General features: G+C 70.7%; 9 protein-coding genes. All 9 read right to left on the bottom strand.

The genetic code is table 11. From position 1 onward, the window contains the following. Positions 1–12907 (bottom strand): non-ribosomal peptide synthetase (locus G4D85_RS40550; protein ID WP_164019628.1); only part of this gene is annotated, 12907 nt, incomplete at its 3' end. A gap of 156 nt (positions 12908–13063) precedes the next feature. After that, positions 13064–13993: an alpha/beta hydrolase gene (locus G4D85_RS40555; protein ID WP_205525919.1), complete on the bottom strand. Its 930-nt coding sequence runs from the start codon at positions 13991–13993 to the stop codon at positions 13064–13066. Next, positions 13983–14303: a phosphopantetheine-binding protein gene (locus G4D85_RS40560; RefSeq protein WP_164019629.1), complete on the bottom strand. Its 321-nt coding sequence runs from the start codon at positions 14301–14303 to the stop codon at positions 13983–13985. Before G4D85_RS40560 ends, G4D85_RS40555 begins: the two co-directional genes overlap by 11 nt. Further along, a complete protein-coding gene (locus G4D85_RS40565) occupies positions 14300–15799 on the bottom strand; it encodes a class I adenylate-forming enzyme family protein (RefSeq protein WP_164019630.1) in 1500 nt (499 codons plus the stop codon). Before G4D85_RS40565 ends, G4D85_RS40560 begins: the two co-directional genes overlap by 4 nt. Then, positions 15796–16893: a SidA/IucD/PvdA family monooxygenase gene (locus tag G4D85_RS40570; RefSeq protein ID WP_164019631.1), complete on the bottom strand. Its 1098-nt coding sequence runs from the start codon at positions 16891–16893 to the stop codon at positions 15796–15798. The genes G4D85_RS40565 and G4D85_RS40570 overlap by 4 nt, the downstream gene beginning before the upstream one ends. A 275-nt stretch (positions 16894–17168) precedes the next feature. Then, positions 17169–17609, bottom strand: coding sequence for a GNAT family N-acetyltransferase (locus G4D85_RS40575; protein ID WP_164019632.1), 441 nt, complete (start codon positions 17607–17609; stop codon positions 17169–17171). Then, positions 17606–18355 (bottom strand): class I SAM-dependent methyltransferase, encoded by a 750-nt coding sequence (locus G4D85_RS40580; protein WP_164019633.1) that lies wholly within the window; start codon positions 18353–18355, stop codon positions 17606–17608. Before G4D85_RS40580 ends, G4D85_RS40575 begins: the two co-directional genes overlap by 4 nt. Next, positions 18352–19425 carry an NAD(P)/FAD-dependent oxidoreductase gene (locus tag G4D85_RS40585; protein ID WP_164019634.1) on the bottom strand — a complete coding sequence of 358 codons (1074 nt, stop codon included), beginning with the start codon at positions 19423–19425 and terminating at the stop codon, positions 18352–18354. The genes G4D85_RS40580 and G4D85_RS40585 overlap by 4 nt, the downstream gene beginning before the upstream one ends. After that, positions 19415–19720 (bottom strand): cupin domain-containing protein, encoded by a 306-nt coding sequence (locus G4D85_RS40590; protein WP_164019635.1) that lies wholly within the window; start codon positions 19718–19720, stop codon positions 19415–19417. Before G4D85_RS40590 ends, G4D85_RS40585 begins: the two co-directional genes overlap by 11 nt. Between the last annotated feature and the right edge of the window lie 20 nt (positions 19721–19740).

A 19740-nucleotide genomic window follows, 5' to 3' on the forward strand; every position in this document is an offset into this window, starting at 1 on the left:
GGAAGTGGCCCAGCAGCCGGGCCGGGGTGTGCGCTTCGAACAGCTCGGTGCTGTACTCCAGCGTGCCGCTCAGTCCCTGGGGCGTCTCGGTGAAGATGACGCTCAGGTCGAACTTGGCCGTCTGGCCTTCGAATTCAAGGGGGGAGAGCGTCAGGTGGGGAAGCCGCAGCGGGCCCATGGGGACGTTCTGCAGGGCCAGGAGGGATTGGAAGAGGGGGGTGTGGCTGAGGCTGCGCCCGAGCTGCAGCGTCTCCACCAGCTTCTCGAAGGGGACCGCCTGGTACTCATACGCCTGCAGCACGGTGTCGCGCACCTGCCGCAGCAAGGCCCGGAAGCCCTCGTCGGCGTGGACGTGGGAGCGCAAGACGAGGGTGTTGACGAAGAAGCCGATGAGCGGCTCGGTCTCCGAGTGGGTGCGGCCGGCAATGGGCGAGCCGACGCTGACGTCGTTCTGGCCGGAGTAGCGCGCGAGCAGCGCCTGCCAGCCGGCCAGCAGCACCATGAAGAGCGAAGCGCCTTCCTGGTGGGCCAGCGTCTTGAGGCCGTCGAGGAGCGGGCGCGGGAAGGTGAAGCCGAGAGAAGCGCCCGCGCCGCCGCGCACGGCGGGGCGGGGCTTGTCGGTGGGCAGCTCGAGGGTGGGGGCGCCGTGGAGCTGCTGGCGCCAGTAGTCCAGCTGGGCCTGGAGGACGGGGCCTTGCAGCCACTGGCGCTGCCAGAGGGCGTAGTCGGCGTACTGCACCGGCAGCTCGGGCAGGGGAGAGGGCCGGCCCTGGGTGAAGGCCTCGTAGAGGGCCGCCACCTCGCGCACCAGCACGCCCATGGACCAGCCGTCCGAGACGACGTGGTGCATGCACACCAGCAGCACATGCTCGCTGTCGCCCAGCTTCAGCAGCTGGGTGCGCAGCAGCGGGCCGGTGCTCAGCGAGAAGGGCCGTTCCTGCTCTTCGAGGACCCGGCGGCGGGTCTCAGCCTCGCGGGACTCCGCTGGCAGGGCGGTCAGATCCACCCGGGACAGTGGCACCACGGGCTCCTCGGCAATGACCTGGAGTGGTGTCCCCTCCACTTCGACGAAGGTGGTCCGCAAGGCTTCATGCCGGCGGACCAGCTCGCCGAAGCTGCGCTCCAACGCCGCCACGTCGAGGAGCCCCGAGAGCCGGATGGCCGCGGGGATGGCGTAGGTGGCATCGTCCGGGGTGAGCTGGTCGAGGAACCACAGCCGCTGCTGCGCGAAGGAGACGGGCAGCGGGCCCGTGCGGGCGGTGCGTTGGATGGAGGGAACGAAAAGCCTGCTGTGAGCCTCACGCAGGGCATCGATTCGCCGGGCCAGTTCCTTCAGGGTGGGCGCCTCGAAGAGGTCCCGCACGGACAGCTCCACCTTGAACATCGAGCGGATCCGGGAGGCAGCCTGGGTGGCCAGCAGGGAGTGACCACCGGCCTCGAAGAAGTTGTCATCCAGGCCCACCCGCTCCAGGAGCAGCAGCCCGGACCAGAGGCCCGCGAGCGCCTGCTCGGTGGCGGTGCTCGGCGGGACATAGGCCCTCTCCAGCTCCAGCCCGCTCACGTCGGGCGCGGGCAGGGCCCTGCGGTCCACCTTGCCGCTGGGCGTCAGCGGCAGCTGCTGCAGCCGGACGAAGGCGGAGGGCACCATGTGCTCGGGCAGCTTCTGCTCGAGGAAGGCGCGCAGGCCGGCTCCCTTCAATTCCGGAGCCGCCACGAAGTAGCCCACCAGCCGGGGGCCGTTGCCATCATCGCGAGCCACCACTACCGCGTCCCGCACCTCGGGGTGGGCGCGCAGCGCCGACTCCACCTCCCCCAGCTCGATGCGGAAGCCGCGCACCTTCACCTGGTGGTCCACCCGGCCCAGGTACTCGAGGGTGCCGTCCGGAAGGTACCGCGCCAGGTCTCCCGTGCGGTACAGCCGGGCCCCCGGCTCCAGGCCGAAGGGGTTGGGCAGGAAGCGCTCCGCGGTCAGCGCCGGCCGGCCCAGGTAGCCGCGCGCCACGCTCGCTCCACCGAGGTAGAGCTCGCCCGGCACGCCCACGGGTACGGGCTCCAGCCACCCATCCAGCACGTACGCCTGCGTGTTGCCGATGGGCCGGCCAATCGGGACGGTGGCCCCCGCATCCTCCGGGCGGTACTGCCTGGAGGTGGCGTCGATGGTGACCTCCGTGGGCCCGTAGAGGTTGACCAGGACCACCGACGGCAGCAGCGAGCGCAGGCGCAGGCCCAGCTCGGGAGCCAGGGCTTCACCGCCGCAGAACAACCAGCGCAGGCTCGTCGCGCGGGCCAGCGCTCCGCCTTCCAGCATCACCCGCAGCTGCGACGGGACGAGCTGAAGCACCGTCGCCTGGTGCCGCACCACCGTGTCCACCAGCGCCGAGGGGTCCCGGTGGGCCTGGGGCTCCGCCACCGCCAGTCGCCCGCCGGTCATCAGCGGGGCCCAGCACTCCCAGACCGAGGCATCGAAGCTGAGCGGCGTCTTCTGCACCACGCGGTCTTCGGCGGTCAGCCCGAAGGCGGAGCTGAACCACGCCATGTGGTTGCTCAGGGCGCGGTGGGAGATCTGCACGCCCTTGGGTCCACCGGTGGAGCCCGAGGTGTAGATGACGTAGGCGAGGTTGTCCGTCGAGACAGGGGTGTGGAGCGGCGCGTCCGGCTCCCGGGAGATGGGCTCCCAACCCGAGTCCAGGCAGAGCATCCGGGCGCCGTGGGCGGGAAGGGCGGGCAGCAGCCGCTGCAGGGTGAGGAGCACCGCGGGTGCGGCGTCCTGGAACATGTAGGCCAGGCGCTCGGGCGGGTAGCCCGGATCCAGCGGGACATAGGCGCCGCCTGCCTTGAGGATGGCGAGCAGGCCCACCACCATCTCCAGGGAGCGCTCGAGGCACAGGGCCACCCGCACCTCGGGCCCGACGCCGAGCGCGCGCAGGTGACGGGCAAGCTGGTTGGACCGGAGATCGAGCTGGCGGTACGTCAGCCGTGCTCCCTCGAAGTCCACGGCGACCGCGTCCGGGGCGCGCCCGGCCTGGGCCTCGAACAGCTGATGGACGCACGCGTCATGGCGGACGTCCGCGCGGGTGTCGTTCCACTCGACCAGCAGCCGGTGCCGCTCCGCCTCGCCCAGCAGGGGGCTCCGCTCGTAGCGCGCTTCAGGCTGGAGGGCCATGAGCTCCAGGGCCCGGGTGTAGTACCGGCCAAGCTCCTCCACCCGCGCCGGGTCCACGCCCGAGGCGCGCAACACCAGGTGCAGCTCCGAGCTCCGCGGATCGACGCTGAAGGTCGCCGAGAGCGGTAGCTCCAGCCGCTCGATGACCTGGGGCTGCTCCACCAGCGCCAGCCCCTCGAGCTGGGACAGCGCACCGTAGACGTGGAAGTGGACGTAGTTGAACAGCGTCGTGAACAGCGGCGTCCCCCCGTGCTGCTGCTGCAGCCTGGCCAGCGGGTATCGCCGGTGCGGCACCAGCTCCTGCTCCCGGGAGAACGTGGCCTGGACCAGCTCGCTCCAGGTCCCACCGGAAAGCGGCAGACGGAAGGGAACCGTGTTCAGGAACAGGCCAAGGACCCGCTCTCCGTCGCGGACCTCGGGACGTCCGTTCGAGACCAGCCCCGTGACGACATCCGGGCTTCCCTCCATCCAGCCCATCACCCGCACGTGCGCGGCCAGCAGCACGCTCTTGAGGGGCACCGCCGTGGTCCGGGCCAGCCGCTTCAGCCCCTGGTGGATATGCTCGGGCAGGGCGAGCCACTGCTCATGGAAGGCGGGTGCCGCCTCACCCCCGGCGCGCCTGGACTCCAGCCACGAGGGCCGCGAGCGGGGCACCGCCTCCAGCAGCTGCTCGAAGTAGCGCGCGCTCTGTTCCGACCGCAGCGTCTGGCGTTCGAGCGCGATGAAGGCCTGGAAGGAGGAGGCGAGCGCCGGGGCCGCCGCTTCCGCTGGCGCCAGATACCGCTCGAACAGCTCGGTGAACAGCGAGGCCACGCTCCAGCCATCAAGGATGGCGTGATGGAAGATGGCCGAGAACTGGACTGTCTCGTCGGTGCGCCGATGCAGGGCCAGCTTCAGCAGGGGGGCACGGCCCCAATCGAAGGGCCGGCACCGTTGCTGCTCCAGCCACGCCGACAGGTACGTTCCCTGCGCGTCGGCGCTCAGGTGCCGGACGTCCTCTACCTGCAGTGGGACTTCCACCGTCCGGTGGACCCGCTGGAGCGGCTCGGCATGGTCGACCAGGTTGAACGACGTCCTCAATACCGGGTGGCGCGCCAGCAGCTGGCGCACCGCTTCCCGGAAGGACTCCACGTCCAGGTCGAGCCTCAGGTGGAAGCTGAACGCATCGTGATACAGCGCCGCTTCGGGGCTGTACTCACTGCGGAAGAGCATGCCCGCCTGGAGCATGGACGCCGGGTAGGCGTTCTCGACGTCTTCGGGCAGCCGCTCCCGCTCGCTCGGGGAGATGATCGAGAAGGGAAGCTCGCTGTCCGGCTCCAGCACGTCCGCCTGGCTGCCTCCGAGGCGCTGGGCCAGCTCCCGGATGGTCTGATGTGCGAGGAGCTCGCCGACGGACAGCTCGATTCCCCGTGCCCGGCACCTGGCGACGATCTGGATGCTGCGCAGCGAATCACCCCCCAGGGCGAAGAAGTTGTCGTCGCTGCCGACCGACTCCAGCCCCAGCACGTCCGCCCACACCGCGGCCAGGATTTCCTCGCGGGGCGTGCGTGGCTGCTCGAAAGCCACCGAGAGCTGGGGGCGCTCCGCGCTCACCTCGGGCAGCGCGCGCCGGTCTACCTTTCCATTCGGGGTGAGCGGCAGGGCCTCCAGGAGGACCAGGGCCGAGGGCACCATGAAGGCGGGCAGCTTCTCGCGCAGGAACAGGCGCACCTCGTCCATGTTCAGCGACGCGCCCTCGGAGGGCACCACGTAGGCCACCAGGGCCTTCTCGCCGGCGAGCTCCCGCACGACGACGGCCACCTCGCTGACCGACGGGTGCCGGCGCAGCGCGGACTCCACCTCTCCCGGCTCGATGCGGAAGCCGCGCAGCTTCACCTGCTGGTCCATCCGGCCGAGGAACTCGATGCTGCCATCGCGCCGGTACCGGCACAGGTCTCCCGTCCGGTACATCCGCGCGCCGGGCTGCGGGCTGAACGGATTGGGGATGAAGCGCTCCGCCGTGAGGTCCGGCTGGTTCAGGTAGCCGAGGGCAACTCCATCCCCCCCGGTGAACAGCTCCCCGGGAGCCCCGAGCGGGACGGGCTCCAGCGCCTCGTTCAGCAGGTAGACCTGGGTGGCCGAGATGGGGTGCCCGATGGGCACGGAGGTGCGCAGCGCGCTCCGCTCCCGCACCGGGTAGCAGCAGGTGAAGGTCGTGTTCTCGGTGGGGCCGTACCCGTTGATGACGGTGCACCCCGGATACCGCTCCATCAGCTTGAGCACCTGCGGCGCAGACAGGACATCGCCTCCGGCGAGCAGCTGCCGCACCGAGCCGAGCCCCTCGAGGCCCTCGTCAACGAGCTGATGGAACAGGCCGGCGGTGAGCCACAGGGTGCTCACCCGCTCTCGCTCGATGAGCTGCGTGAGCTCCTCCAGGGACGGCGCGCGGGGCGGGAAGACGGCCAGCCGGCCGCCATTGAGGAGCGCGCCCCATATCTCGAACGTGGACGCGTCGAAGGCCAGCGGCGCCAGCTGGAGGAGCGTGTCCGCCGCGCTCAGGCTGACGTAGTTCGGCTCGACGACGAGCCGCACGACACCGCGATGGGTGGCCGAAACGCCCTTGGGCCTGCCGGTGGAGCCCGAGGTGTAGAGGACGTAGAGCTCCGCGTCACCGCCAGCGCCGACTCCCAGGTTCTCGGTGGGGTTGCGCGCGAGGGCGCGCTCCTCGAGGTCCAGGCACACCACCTGCGCCCACTGCGCCGGCAGGGCATTCTCCAGGTGTGACTGGGTGAGGATGAGCGGGAGCCGGGCATCCTCGATGAGGTACGCCAGCCGCTCCGCGGGGTAGGTCGGGTCGAGCGGGATGTAGGACCCACCCGCCTTGAGGATGCTCAGCAGTCCGACCACCATCTCGGCGGAGCGCTCCACGCAGATGCCGACCCGCCCACCCGGGGAGAGCCCCAGCCGCCGCAGGTGGTGCGCGAGCTGGTTGGCCTGGCGGTTCAGCTCCGCGTAGGTCAGCTGCCGGCCCTCGAATGTCACCGCCACCGAGTCCGGTGTCCTCGCCGCCCAGGCCTCGAAGAGTGCCTGGACGCTCGTCTCCGGGGAGGGAGAGGCTGGCGTCGCATTCCAAGCCAGCAGCAGCCGCTGTTCCTCCTCCGTCAGCAGGGGTAGCTCGGAGATCCTCCGGCCCGGCTGATGGACCACGGCCCGCGCGAGGTTGACGAAGTGCGCCCACAGGCGCGAGGCGCCGGCCGTGTCGAAGAGGTCCGTGCTGTACTCGAGCGTGGCGGTCAGCCCCTCCTCGCTGGGCACCAGGATGAGCAGCAGGTCCCACCGGGCGGTCCCGTGCCCTTCGCTCTCCAGGGGCGTCAGGCGCAGCCCCGCGAGCTGCTGGGCTGGCAGCGGCGCGTTCTCCAGCACGAACTTCACCTGGAAGAGGGGCTGGCCCGCGCTGTCGCGCTCGGCCTTGAGCGCGCGCACCAGCTTCTCGAAGGGCAGGTCCTGGTGCTCGTAGGCTTCCATGGCCACCCGGCGTACCCGCCCGAGCAGCTCGCGGAAGGTGGGCGAGCCCGAGACGTCGGTCCGCATCACCAGCTGATTGGTGATGAGCCCGATGAGCGCTTCCACCTCTTCCCGGGTGCGGTTCGCGATGTCCGTGCCCACCGCCAGGTCGCTCTGGCCGGTGTAGCGGTGCAGCACGACATTGAAGGTCGCGAGCAGGGTCATGAACAGCGTGCCCCCCTCGCGCCGGCTCAGGGCTTCGAGCTCTCGGACCAGGTCCAGCGGAAGCACGCAGCGCTGCGTCTCTCCCCGCCGTTCACTGCTCGGGGCACGCGGAGCGTCGGCGCGAAGCTGGAGCCGCGGCAGCCCGTCGAGCTGCCGCGTCCAGTAGGACAGCTGCGCCTCCAGGACGCGGCCCTCCAGCCAGCGCTGCTGCCACAAGCTGTAGTCGGCGTACTGGAGGGGCAGCTCGCGCAGCGGGGACGGCTGGCCGCGGGAGAACGCCTCATAAAGCGCCGCCAGCTCGCGCACGAACACGCCGATGGACCAGCCGTCCGCGACGATGTGGTGCAGGGTGATGCAGAGGATGTGGTCGCCGGCGCCGAGCCGCAGCAGCCGCGCGCGCATGAGGGGACCCTGGCGCAGGTCGAAGGGCTGCGCCGCGTCCTGTCGGGCCAGCCGCCGGCCCTGCTCCTCGCGCTCGTGCTCCGCCAGTGCGCCGAGGTCCACCACCGGCAGCGGGCGGGACAGGGGCGGAAGGATCTGCTGGACCGGCTGCCCGCCGGCCTCCACGAATACCGTCCGCAGGGCCTCGTGGCGCCGCTCGAGTTCCTCCAGGCTGCGCGCGAGGGCACCCACGTCCAACAGCCCGTCCAGGCGGACCGCACAGGGCATGTTGTAGGCCGGAGAGCCCGGATGGAGCTGCTCGAAGAGCCAGAGCCGCTCCTGGGCGAAGGACAGGGGGAGGCGCTCCGGACGCGGAGCGGGGCGGAGCGCTGGCGTCCCTGGCCCTTGCTCCAGAAGGAGGGCGGCGGCGACCTTCCGCGCGAGCCCGGCCACCGTGAAGTCCTCGAAGAGGAGGCCCAGGGGCAGCTCCACCTGGAACGCGCTGCGAATGCGAGAGACGACCTGGGTGGCGAGCAGGGAGTGCCCACCCAGCTCGAAGAAGTCATCGTGGATGCCCACCCGCTCCACCCCGAGCAGCTCGCCCCATGACGCGGCGATGCGCTCCTCGGTGGGCGTCCGCGGCGCGACGAAGGGCCTGCCTTCCTCCATCCGACTGTCGCCGGGGGGCGGCAGCGCCTTGCGGTCCACCTTTCCGTTGGGCGTCAGCGGCAACGCCTCCAGCGGGACGAAGACGGACGGCACCATGTACCCGGGCAGCCGCTGCTGCGCGAAGGCTCGCAGGGCGCCCACATCCAGCGTCTGCCGCGGCCTGGGGACGGTGTACGCCACCAGCCGTTTGTCGCCACCGGCCTCCTCCCTCGCGACGACCACCACCTGCGCCAGGGCCGGGTGCTGGCCCAGCACCGCCTCGACTTCTCCCAGCTCGATGCGGAAGCCCCGCACCTTCACCTGGAAGTCGGCCCGGCCCAGGTACTCCACCGTGCCGTCCGCGCGCCAACACGCCACGTCTCCGGTCCGGTACAGCCGCGCCCCCGCCTCGCCGCCCAGCGCATCCGGGATGAAGCGCTCGGCGGTCAGTTCCGGCCGTCCCAGATAGCCGCGCACCACGCCCTCACCACCGATGTACAGCTCCCCGGCCACCCCCACGGGTACGGGCTCCAGCGACGCATTGAGGATGTAGAGCGTGGTGTTCGCGATGGGCCTGCCAATGGGGACCGGTCCCCCCGCCGCATCCACCCCGTGCGTGGTGGACCACACCGTGGTCTCCGTCGGGCCGTACATGTTCAGCACCGACGGCACGACTTGCGCCAGCTCCGCCGCCAGCGCGGGTGGCAGCGCCTCACCGCCCACCAGCAATTGCCTCAGCGTGGAGAGCGCCTGCCGCGCCGGGGGCTCCAGCATCAGGGCGCGTGCCAGCGACGGCGTGCACTGCAGGTGTGTCACCTGGTGCCGCACTATCTGCTCGGCCAGCCCGTCCACCTCGCCCGTGCCGGCCACCACCACCTGGAAGCCCCGGCTCAGCGTCCAGAGCAGCTCCAGCACGGAGATGTCGAAGGAGATGCTCGTCACCGCCAGCCAGACGCCCGCGGCTGGCGCGTCCAGTCGGGCGTCCATCGCCGCGAAGAAGTTGAGGACGTTGCGGTGCTGCACCACCACGCCCTTGGGCCGGCCGGTGGAGCCCGAGGTGTAGATGACATACGCGGCGTTGTCGGGCCGGGCACCGCCCTGGACGGCCACCCGCGCCTGCCCGGCGGGCTCTTCCAGCGCATCCACGCACAGCACCGCGCCCTCGTGCGGGAGGCCGCCGGCCAGCCGCCGCTGTGTCACCAGCACCGGCGCGCCCGAGTCCTCCAGCATGAGGGCCAGCCGCTCGCGCGGGTACGACGGGTCCAGCGGCACGTAGGCGCCGCCCGCCTTCAGCACGCCCAGCAGGCCCACCATCATGTCCAGCGAGCGCTCCACGCACAGGCCCACCCGCACCTCGGGCCCCACCCCCAGCGCCCTGAGCCGTGCCGCGAGCTGGTTGCCGCGCAGCTCCAGCTCGCCGTACGTGAGCGAGGCGTCCTGGTAACAGACCGCCACCGTGTCCGGAGCGCGCCTCGCCTGTTCCTGGATCAGCATCGGCACGCTGACCTCGCGGAGGAAGGCGGCCCGGGTCTGGTTCCAGTCCCTCAGCACCTGCTGCCGCTCGCCGGCCGTCAGCAGCGGCAGCTCCGAGAGGCGCCGGTCCGGTGCGGCGACGATGCCCTCCAGCAGCGTGCGCAGGTGGTCCACCAGCCGGTCCACGGTGGTGGCCTCGAACAGGCTGCTATTGTACTCCAGCGAGCCGGTGAAGCCCTCCGCGGTGTCGTTGAGCGACAGGCTCAGCTCGTACGCGGCCACGCCGGTATGCACCTCCACGAGCTGCGAGCCCAGCCCGGGAAGCCGCGGCGCGCGGGTGTCTCCCTGGAGGACGAACAGCACCTGGAACAACGGCGGGTGGCGCTGGCTGCGCTCCGGCCGCAGCACCTCCACCAGCTTCTCGAACGGTGTCTCCTGGTGGGCGTACGCCCCCAGCGCCAGCTCGCGCACCTGGCCCAGCAGCTCCCGGAAGGTGAGGGCCCCCGAGAGCCGCGTGCGCAGGACGACGAGGTTGAAGAACAGGCCGATGAGCTCGCGGAGCTCGGCGCGGGTGCGGCCGGCGATGGCCGTGCCCACGCTGATGTCCTCCTGTCCCGAGTGGCGATGCAGCAGCGTCTGGAAGCCCGCCAGCAGCAGCATGAAGGGCGTGACACCCTCGCGCTGGCAGAGGTCCTTGAGCGCCCTGGACAGCTCCCCGGACAACCGCACGGGCCGGGTGGCTCCACGGTACGTCTGCACGGCCGGGCGCGGGCGGTCCGTGGGCAGCTCCAGGGCCGGAGGCGCGCCCGCGAGCTGCTGGCGCCACCACGACACCTGCTGGTCGAGCACCTCGCCCTGGAGCCAGTCGCGCTGCCAGAGGGCGTAGTCCCCATACTGGAGGGGCAGCTCCGGCAGCGGCGAGGGTCGGCCCGCGCTGAAGGCGCCGTAGAGCACTCCCAGCTCCCGGAGGAGGACGCCCATGGACCCGCCATCCGAGATGATGTGGTGCATCGTCGCCACCAGCAGGTGCTCCTGCCCGCCCAGCCGGAGCAGCCTGGCGCGCAGCAGCGGGCCTCGGCTCAGGTCGAAAGGCCGGCGTGCCTCCTCGGACGCCAGCCGCAGGGCCTCCTGCGGCCTGGACGCGCCGGGCTCCGGCTCGAGCTCCACCACCTCGAGGGGGAGCCGCGCCGCCGGGGAGACGACCTGCACCGGCTGGCCGTCCCGGGACTCGAACGTGGTGCGCAGGACCTCGTGCCGCCGGACCAGCTCCTCGAAGCTGTGCTCCAGCGCCCGCACATCGAGGTGGCCCTCCAGCCGCAGCGCGCCCGGGATGTTGTAGAGAGGGCTGCCCGGCTCACGCTGCTCGAAGAACCACAGCCGCTGCTGCGCGGAGGTCAACGGCAGCTCCCGCCGCACCGGCGCGGCGCGCGGCGGGGCGGCGGGCGCCGGCGCCACCGGCTTCGTCATCGACTTCAGGGTGAACAGCTGCCACGCCAGCTGCGAAAGGCTCGGGCCCTGGAGGAGCAGCTCCATCTGCAGGGGCACGCCCAGGCCCTGCTCGATGTCGTGGGACAGCTCCACCGCGGCCAGTGAGTCCAGGCCATGGCGGGTGAGGGGGACGTGAGGATTGACATGCTCCCGCCCCACCTTCAGCCGCTCGGCGAGCCGGTCCACCAGCCAGGCCTCGATGCCCGCGGCCGTGCCCGGTGTCCGCAGCGCGTCCCGCATGGGCTCCTGCCTCGGCGGGGGCGCGGGGAGCGCCGGGGCCTTCGCCGGCGCATCCGAACGCTTCCACGCGTGCACGGCCCGGAGCTCCCCGGCGAGGAACGCCGCCCGGCAGGCATGCCGCTGAATCTTTCCGCTCGAGGTCTTCGCGATGCTCCCGGGCTCGAGCAGCGCCAGCGCATCCAACTGGACCTCGTGCACCTCCGACAGGCGCTGGCGGATGGCGCCCACGACCTCTCCGGGGTCGGCTTGCAGGCGCGAATCCAGCTCCTGGACCAGGATCAGCCGCTCCTCGCCGTCCACCTCGGCCGAGAAGGCAGCGCCGCACCCTGGCCTCAGCGCGGGATGGCTCTGCTCCACCGTCAGCTCGAGGTCCTGGGGGTAGTGGTTGCGTCCACGCAGGATGATGAGGTCCTTGAGGCGCCCGGTGATGAGCACCTCTCCGTCCCCGGCCAACGTGCCCAGGTCTCCGGTGCGCAGGTAGCGTGACGCGGTGCCCCCGAGAGCGGGGCGCGCATGGAAGGTATGCGCCGTCTCGGCCGGCTTGCCCCAGTAGCCGAGCGCCACGCTCGGCCCGCGGACCCAGAGCTCACCCACCCGGCCCGCCGCGCATGGCTCCAGCGTCTCGGGGTCGATGACGAGGACTTCCTGGTCCGGCAGCGTCCGTCCGCACCCGACGTAGGTGCGCGCCTCCGGAGCGTCCGGCCTGGCCGGCACCGCCTGGTTGCGGGCCAGCGCCCCGGCATCCAGCGTGTGGAGCACAGGCGCACACCGCGCTACGCCGCCGGTGACGATGAGGGTGCCCTCCGCCAGGCCGTAGCACGGATAGAGCGCCTCGCGGCGGAAGCCGTGGGGCGCGAAGGCCTGTGTGAAGCGCTCCATCGTCTCCGCGCGGATGGGCTCGGCGCCACAGAAGGCCACTTCCCAGGTGCTCAGGTCCAGGTGCTGGCGCTGCTCGGGGGTGCTCTTGCGCACGCACAGGTCGAAGGCGAAGTTGGGACCTCCGCTGATGGTGCCCCGGAAGCGAGAGACGGCCTCCAGCCAGCGCAGGGGGCGGCGAAGGAAGGACAGCGGCGACATCAGCGTGCAGGGGAAGCCCGCGTATAGCGGCTCCAGGATGCCGCCGATGAGGCCCATGTCGTGGTACGGCGGCAGCCAGATGACGCCCACGCTCTCACGCGGGCGCACCTGGAAGGCGTGCGAGATGAGCCCCAGGTTGTGCAGCAGGTTGCCATGCGTGAGCATGACCCCCTTGGGCGTACCCGTGGAGCCGGAGGTGTACTGGAGGAAGGCCAGCCGGTCTCCAGCGAGCCCCTCGGGCCGGGCCCAGCCGTCCTCCAGGCCCCCGGGCAGCTCGTCCGTCGCCATCCAGTGGAGCTCGCGGAAGTCCGGCGCCTGCTCGAAGATGAACTCCGCCATCGCCAGGATGCCGGACGTGGTGAGCACCACCGACGCTTGCGCATCCTGGATGATGGCGCGAAGCCGCGGCAGGGTGCGGTCCAGTCGCGCCGGGTCGGGCGGGTAGGCGGGCACGGCCACCACTCCGGCGTAGAGGCACCCGAAGAAGCCCGCGACGTACTCCAGCCCCGGCGGGTAGAGCAGCAGCACCCGCTCCCCGGCGGGCACCCGCGCCCGCAGTGCCATCGCGATGCGCCGCGCGCGCTGGTCCAACTCCGCGTAGCTCAGCGTCTGCTCTTCGCCTTCTTCATCACCGAGGAACGTGAAGAGCCGCCGGGACCCCTCCGAATCGGCACGGTGCAGCAGGAGGTCCACGAGCGAAGCCGGGGCGATTCTGGAAGAGGCGCTCATCGGATGGTTTCCAGACGGTATGAAGTCAAGAGGACTGTGTGTTGGCGGGAGCAGCCCGGCGCGGCGAGACGGGCACGCGGTGACGCTGGAAGCCTGACCTGGCGGCAGGCCCGAGGCGGCGGGGCGATTCCCGCTGGCCCCATTCCGGAGGGACCGCTACGGCAGCCCGAGCGCCCCGCGCAGGACTGCGTAGTGCTCAGCGCGCGAGCGGTGCGATACCGCGGCATTGGCCAGGGTGTCGAAGCCGTGGAACGTGCCGGGGTAGTGGTGGAGCTCGGTGGGAATACCGGCCTCGACCAGCCGCTGCGCGTACTGGATGCCTTCGTCCCGGAGTGCATCGATCTCCGCCGTCATGACGTACGCTGGCGGCAGGCCTCGGAGGTCGGTCGCCCGCATCGGCGCCGCATACGGCGACGGCACGTCGCGCCCCCGCTGGCTGCCCAGGTAGTGAGACCACATGTGCTCCGAATTCCTGCGGTTCCAGCCAGGCGTGTCGATGAACGTCGACATCGATGGAGTCACCATGCGGTCGTCGGTCACCGGGTAGAGCAGCAGCTGGAATGCAGGCCTCGGCCCTCCCCGATCTCTCGCCAGCAGGGTGACGGCCGCGGCGAGGGCACCCCCTGCGCTCGCCCCGGCGACGGCCACACGCGCCACATCGATTCCCAGCTCAGCGGCGACCTCGGTCGTCCACGTGAATGCCGCGTAACAGTCGTCCAGGCCGGCGGGAAACGGATTCTCGGGGGCCAGGCGGTAGTCCACGGAGATGACGACAGCGCCCGTCGACTTCGCCATCTCCAGACAGCGCGGGTGCTCGAAGTCGAGGTCCCCGATGGCGAACGCGCCCCCGTGGAAGTAGACGATTGCGGGCGAAGGCTCGCGCCGCTCCCGCGGGACATAGGTACGGACCGGGACACCGGCACTCGCCACGCGGTCTCTCACCGCGACCCCGGGCTCCTCCGGCCTCCAGAGGCCCGCGGAGGCCGAGAGCTTGATCCAGCGGTTCATCTTGCTGCGAACCGCTCGGGGATCGCCATAGTCGAGCGTCGGCAGCAGCGCCATGGCCCGTGTGATCTCAGGGCTCACGGTCAGTCCGCTCCAGGCTGTCGTGCGGCCCCCGCGAGTGCACGAGCGAGTAGGCCGTGCGGAGCGTGCGAATGGCGACCAGGTCCTCGGGCTTCGGCTCGGCCTCGTAGCCCCGCTGCTCCTCGACGAAGGCGAGGAACGCGAGGAGGAGAAGGGAGTCGAGGACCCTGGTGTCGACGAGGTTGGTGTCCGGGTCCAGCGCCGTCGGGTCCACACCCAGCCCCGTCAGGAAACGTTGCGCGCGCGCGATGAACTCACCTTCGGTGAGGGGCTCGGAAGCGGCGCCGTGGTTGGAGGTCATGTCGGTCATGCGACCCTCGCTGGGTCGCTGGGGGCCTGGTCCGCGAAGGCCCGCCACATCTCGAGCACGCGCCGGCGGTCCAGCTTCTCCTGCCCGGTGCGAGGCAGTGGATGGGTGATTTCGATGATGCGGCGCGGAGTCCGCACCGCTCCGAGCCGGGTCCGCAGGCCGCTGCTCAGCGCGGCCGGGTCGCTCGCGGTCCCGGGCAGCAGCCGCACGAGCAGGCCAAGGTCTTCGCTACCATCGGGAAGTTGGATGGGCACGGCCGCGGCCTCCTGGACTCCAGGCACGTCAAGCGCCGCTTCCTCGATCTCGATGAGGTAGACGGAGAAGCCGCCCTTCATCACGACGTCCTTCAGCCGCCCCATGACCCAATACCTGCCCCGCTCATCCCGCCTCATGGTGTCGCCGGTTCGGAACCACGAGCCCACGAACGCCGCCGCAGTGGCGCCAGGATTGCGGAAGTAGCCGTCGAAGAGGGTGGGGCCGGACAGCTCGAGCTCGCCTTCGCCGGGACCCTCGACGACCCTTCCCGAGGCGTCGCGCAGCCGGGCCTTCAGCAAGGCGGGCTGCCCGATGGAGTTCCGACCCATCCCGAGCTCGTCGTACTCGCCGAAGAAGGCGGCGCACATCGTCTCGGTGAGCCCGAAGGCGTTGAGCAGCCCGACGTTGAAGCGCCGCTGGAACCGGTCCTGGGTACGCTGCGAGAGCGGCGAGCTCCCGGTGATGCAGATCGGCGGCGCCCGCGTGCCCGGCCTCGGTGCCGCGGCATGGTTGAGCAGCTCGATGAGGTGTGGCACCAGGAACGTCTGGTCGATCTCGTTCTCTTCGACCCTGCGCCAGTAGTCACGCGCCGTCTTGAGCTCCAGCTCCGGGAGGACGACCACCGCCGCGTCGGCGCAGACGGCCCAGGTGTAGTGGAGGTTGAGGACCCCGGAGCCAGACAGACGCATGCTGCACGCGACGCGGGCGGGCGCCTCGCCGCGGTGCCGGACCACGGCCGCCGCCGCCGCGTACATCGTGGTCGACAGCCGGGTATGGGTCATGACGATTGCCTTGGGATCGCCCGTGCTGCCCGAGGTGTAGGACAGCAACGCCGCGTCTTCGGGCATGCCCTGGCGTGGCTCGTGCGTCCTGGCCCCGTTCAGCCGCGAAACGGACAGCTCCGGCTGCAGCGAGACAATCGCCTCCGGCTCACTGTGCCCGAGGACGGAGTCACGCAGGCGCTCACCCCATGCGCTGTCCACCAGGAGGGCGGCGGCCTTGAGGCGCCATACCGCCAGCAGGAGGGGGAGCATGTCCGGGTGGTCCGCCAGCACCACGGCCCAGAGCCTTCCTTCAGACAAGCCCGCCGCCGAGAGCCGTCTGCTCAGCTGCTCGCTGCGCTCCACGAGCTGGGACCACGTCCAGGATGCACCGACGTGAGGCTCTCGCTGGAAGATCAACGCTGGCCGCTCGGGCTGCTGCTCCGCCAGCTTCGCGTAGATGTCGAAGAGGTTCGTCATCGGATGGCCTGCGCTCCTTGTCGAGGAGGTTGGGGGAGGGAACGTCCCGTCGCGGTCCGGCCATCTTGGGCCAGCGGACAGGGCAGGTAGGCCGCCAGGATGTGATCGCTGAGGTTCCCCAGGCAGCTGAGGTTGGCCAGCCCAGGCCCATGGGCCAGTCCAGCGAGCGCCGGCAACTGGAGGCGCGGAACCAGGCCGCGCAGCGCGAGCGTGGAGTCCAGCTGGCGCATGACGGATGCCTCATCCGTCAGCGAGCACCCCACGCGGGCCTCCACGAGGTGGCGGCAGTCGCCGAGCAGCCGCACGAGCGCGCTGAGCGGGCACGCTCCCGTGCATATCGCCACGGCATCGAACTCCTGGCGCACCACCTCGTCCGGTTGCTCCACGACGACATTCGCCAGGCCGTTACGGCTGAGCTGGAGCTCGCGCACCCGGCCGACGATGAAGGAGAGCTTCCGGTGCCGCGCCAGCTGGGTCAGCGCTCCCGGCGACATGACGCCGCGGTCGGTCCGGCGCATGAACTCGTGTCGCTGGGACTCGGCGAGTTGTCCCCAGGCGACGAGCTGCGGGTCGGAATAGATCGAGTTCTCCAGGAACGACTCCGCCCGCGAGTACGGAAGAGACGGAGCCACGAACGTCAGCTCCAGGTCCTCTCCGTACTTGTGGATCAGCGACAGCGCGAGGGACACCGCGCTCTCGCCGCACCCGACGATGCACACCCTGCTGCCAGGCGCCAGGTAGATGGCAGCAAGCTCGGCCTGCGTCATGGTCGGGGTGATGACGCGGTGGGCGACGTCCTTCGTGTAGGGCAGCGACCTCGGCAGGCCCGGTCCCGTCAAGACGAGGCCCCGCTCGGCGAGCAGGGTGTCCCGCGCTCCCGCCGCCGTCTCGCACCGCAGCAGCCACCCGCGGATGTCCAGCCGGACGTCCGTGACGGTGGCCAGCCGCAGCTCCACCCCGTTGACCGCCCGTGAGAGGGCCCAGGCCATATACTTCGAGAACTCACGGTGCGTGGGGAAGGAGGCGCCCGTGTCGATCCACCGCCGATACTCGCCGATGTGCACCAGATAGCTCTGCCAGGAGAACCGCGTCATTGCCGCGTCGATCTCCTGGCCTCCGGCCCCCAGGCGGCTGGTGCTCTGATAGGGGAACCCGACGTCCTTCTCCGGCCGCGTGCCGAGTATCTCGTGTCCGCTCGTGAACCCGTGCCGCCCAGTCCAGGATGCCGCGACCTCCCGCCGCTCGACGAGCGTCACCCTCAAAGGCCCGTACCCGAGCTCATTGAGTACGTGCACCTTCGCGGCGATGGCGACGGCCTTCGGGCCGGCGCCGACCACCACAAGGTCCGTGCTGGACTGGCTCGGCGCTGTCACCGGGTGACGTCCCAGGCCAGGTGGTGGCAGTCGAGCCGGAAGCCATTGCGCAGGTAGGCCCGGTGGGCGAGGTGCCGCTGATAGCCGGTGTCGAGGTGGACGGCGTCGCACCCCAGCCGCCGCGCCTCCTCCTGGAGGTGCCGCAGGATGGCGGAGCCAAGCCCCGTACGGTGGCGCGAGGCCACGGCCACGAGATCGTCGATGTAGAGGATGTGGCCCCAGGCCATCGTGCGCAGGAAGCGATAGCCAGCCGCCGCCGGAACGGCGTCTCCGTCCTGGATGTACACGAGCCGGTAGCCTTCACCGGTCTGGGCGCGCCAGCGCTCGACGAAGTCCTCTTCCGACTTGAGGTGCGGCCTCAGCTCCTTGAACGCCTTGAAGCACTTGCGGACCTCCGCCTCATCGCGCGCAAGGCGCACATCGGTCGATACGCTCATCGGGGTTCCTCCTTCGGCCGGTGGGGCATGGCCACGACGCACGTGCCAAGCCGATTGGTCATCTGCCAGAGCAATTCCATGCCGCACTCCTCGAAGAGGTCGCTGAGCATGTCGGCGGTGAAGCCCTGCGAGAAGAAGTGCCTCCGGCCGGTGAAGGTCACTCCCCCTCGCGCTCCATGGGTGATCGTCAAGGGCTCGACACCGCAGGCGGCGTAGTAGCGCTGCCGGATGTAGGTCGAGTATTCGCTGGTATTGAAGACGGAGACGAGCAGCAGCGCGTTGGGCACGCTGCCGAGCTGCCGGAGCAGCTCGGCCGGGTCGCGGAACCCCCCCAGGAAGTTGAAGGGGAGGTGGATGAGCAGGCGCTCCCCGGGGACTTGATGCCGCCACTGCTGGAGGTCGAGTGCGTTGGCGGCCACCGCGTTGGCCCGTCCCTCGAGTCCCTCGGCGACGATCCTCGCCTGGAGATTGGAGATCGCCTCGGGGTCCAGATCCACGCCGAGGTACCGGACACTGGCCGAGCGCGAGACCTCGAGGGTGCGCCCGTCAAAGCACCCAAGCTCCACGAGGGCATCGCGGCGATAGCGCTGGATTGCGTTGAACGCGACCAGGGCCTCGAGCTGCAGGAGCGAGAACACCTCGTTGGGGAAGTTCGCGACACGCATCACCATGGCCGAGCCGTCCTCGGCGCCGTAGAAGTTGGTGTCGTGAGCCGCCTCTGCTTCGAATGGTTCTGGCCGCCTCATGCGACACCCCGTGTCTGTTCCAGGCTGGAGAGCACCGTGCGTGCCGTGAGCTCCGCGATGCCCGGAGCCAACCGGATTCCCGAGCCATGCGTTCCCGTCGCCAGGGTGACGCGGCCCCCAAGCGCCATGCAGGGCGCGATGACGGGCTCGAACTCGGGCGTATAGGTATCCACGAAGACCCGGTGCCCCGAGACGGACCAGTGCCCCTTGCCGAGCAGCGGGTCAAGGAAGCCGCTGGCGCGCTCGAGCACGATGTCGGCCATCGCATGAGGCGCGTCCGGGGCCACGTCCCACTCGTCGTGACGGAGGCTCAAGCGGTACCCGCCGCCGGCATGCGCCGGGTGGAAGTAGATGTCCGCGCCCGGCCAGCCCACCGCGGCATTGGCGCGCAGGCTCGCGTCGACTTCGATGTTCAAGCCGAAGACCCGCTTGGTCCGCAGGCCCCGGGCGGCGGACCATTCCCGGGTCCGCTCGCTCCAACCCGGGAACCACGGGCCCAGGGTCAGCACGACATGTCCGGCGGAATAGCTCCGGCCGTCCGCGCACGTCACCGTAGCCCCCCGAGGGCGCTCGTCGAGCGCGACAGCCGTCGTGTGCTCCACCACCTGCCCCCGGCCCGAGCGCGTCACTTCTTGCGCGAGCACATGGCACCACGCTTCGGGGTCGATGACGAAGGCGTCGCCGACGAGCTCGCGTACCCCGTCCGGTGAACGCCAGCCGGGCGGGGCTCCGGGGGCGCCGCGCGCCAGGGGTGTCGCGACGTGGGACTGCAGGTCGGCTCCGGGGTCGACATACCAGGTCATTGGAACCTGGCGGCGGTACGCGGTCGCCTGCGCGCCGCGGGCCTCGTGCCAGGCCCAGCTGGTCTCGACCAGCTGACGGTGGAGGGCGGTCCGGAAGTAGGGGATGTCGATCGCTCCAGAGTGCCTGGAAGCGCCCCGTCCGATCACGTCCCGCTCGAGGACCGTGACGGACGTGCCCGGGGCGCGCTCCAGCAGGGTCGCGGCCGTGGCCAGGCCGATGAGGCCGCCGCCAACCACGAGGACATCTGGGTTGAGGTCATCCACCATGGACCACCTCCCGCCACCAGAACGAGATGACCGTGAGGTCCCCGGTCGAGGTGTTCGTAATCGAGTGCAGCGCACCCGCCGGCACGGTGAGCCGGGTCCCGGGGATCAGCCCGATGTCCTGGCCGCTGACCATCGCCCTCCCGAGGCCCTCCTGGACCAGCCAGGTCTCCTCGCTCGCGTGCTGGTGCGGCGAGGTGGCGCCGCCCGGCTTCACGGTGAAGACCATCGCTCCGTAGCGGAGGCCTCGGGCTTCCGCCTCGACTTCACCGAACACTTCCGTGGGATCCGAGAACATGGGTCCGCCAGCATCGGGAT

The sequence above is a fragment of the Pyxidicoccus trucidator genome (genome assembly GCF_010894435.1).
In the GTDB taxonomy this organism is placed as follows: Bacteria; Myxococcota; Myxococcia; order Myxococcales; family Myxococcaceae; genus Myxococcus; species Myxococcus trucidator.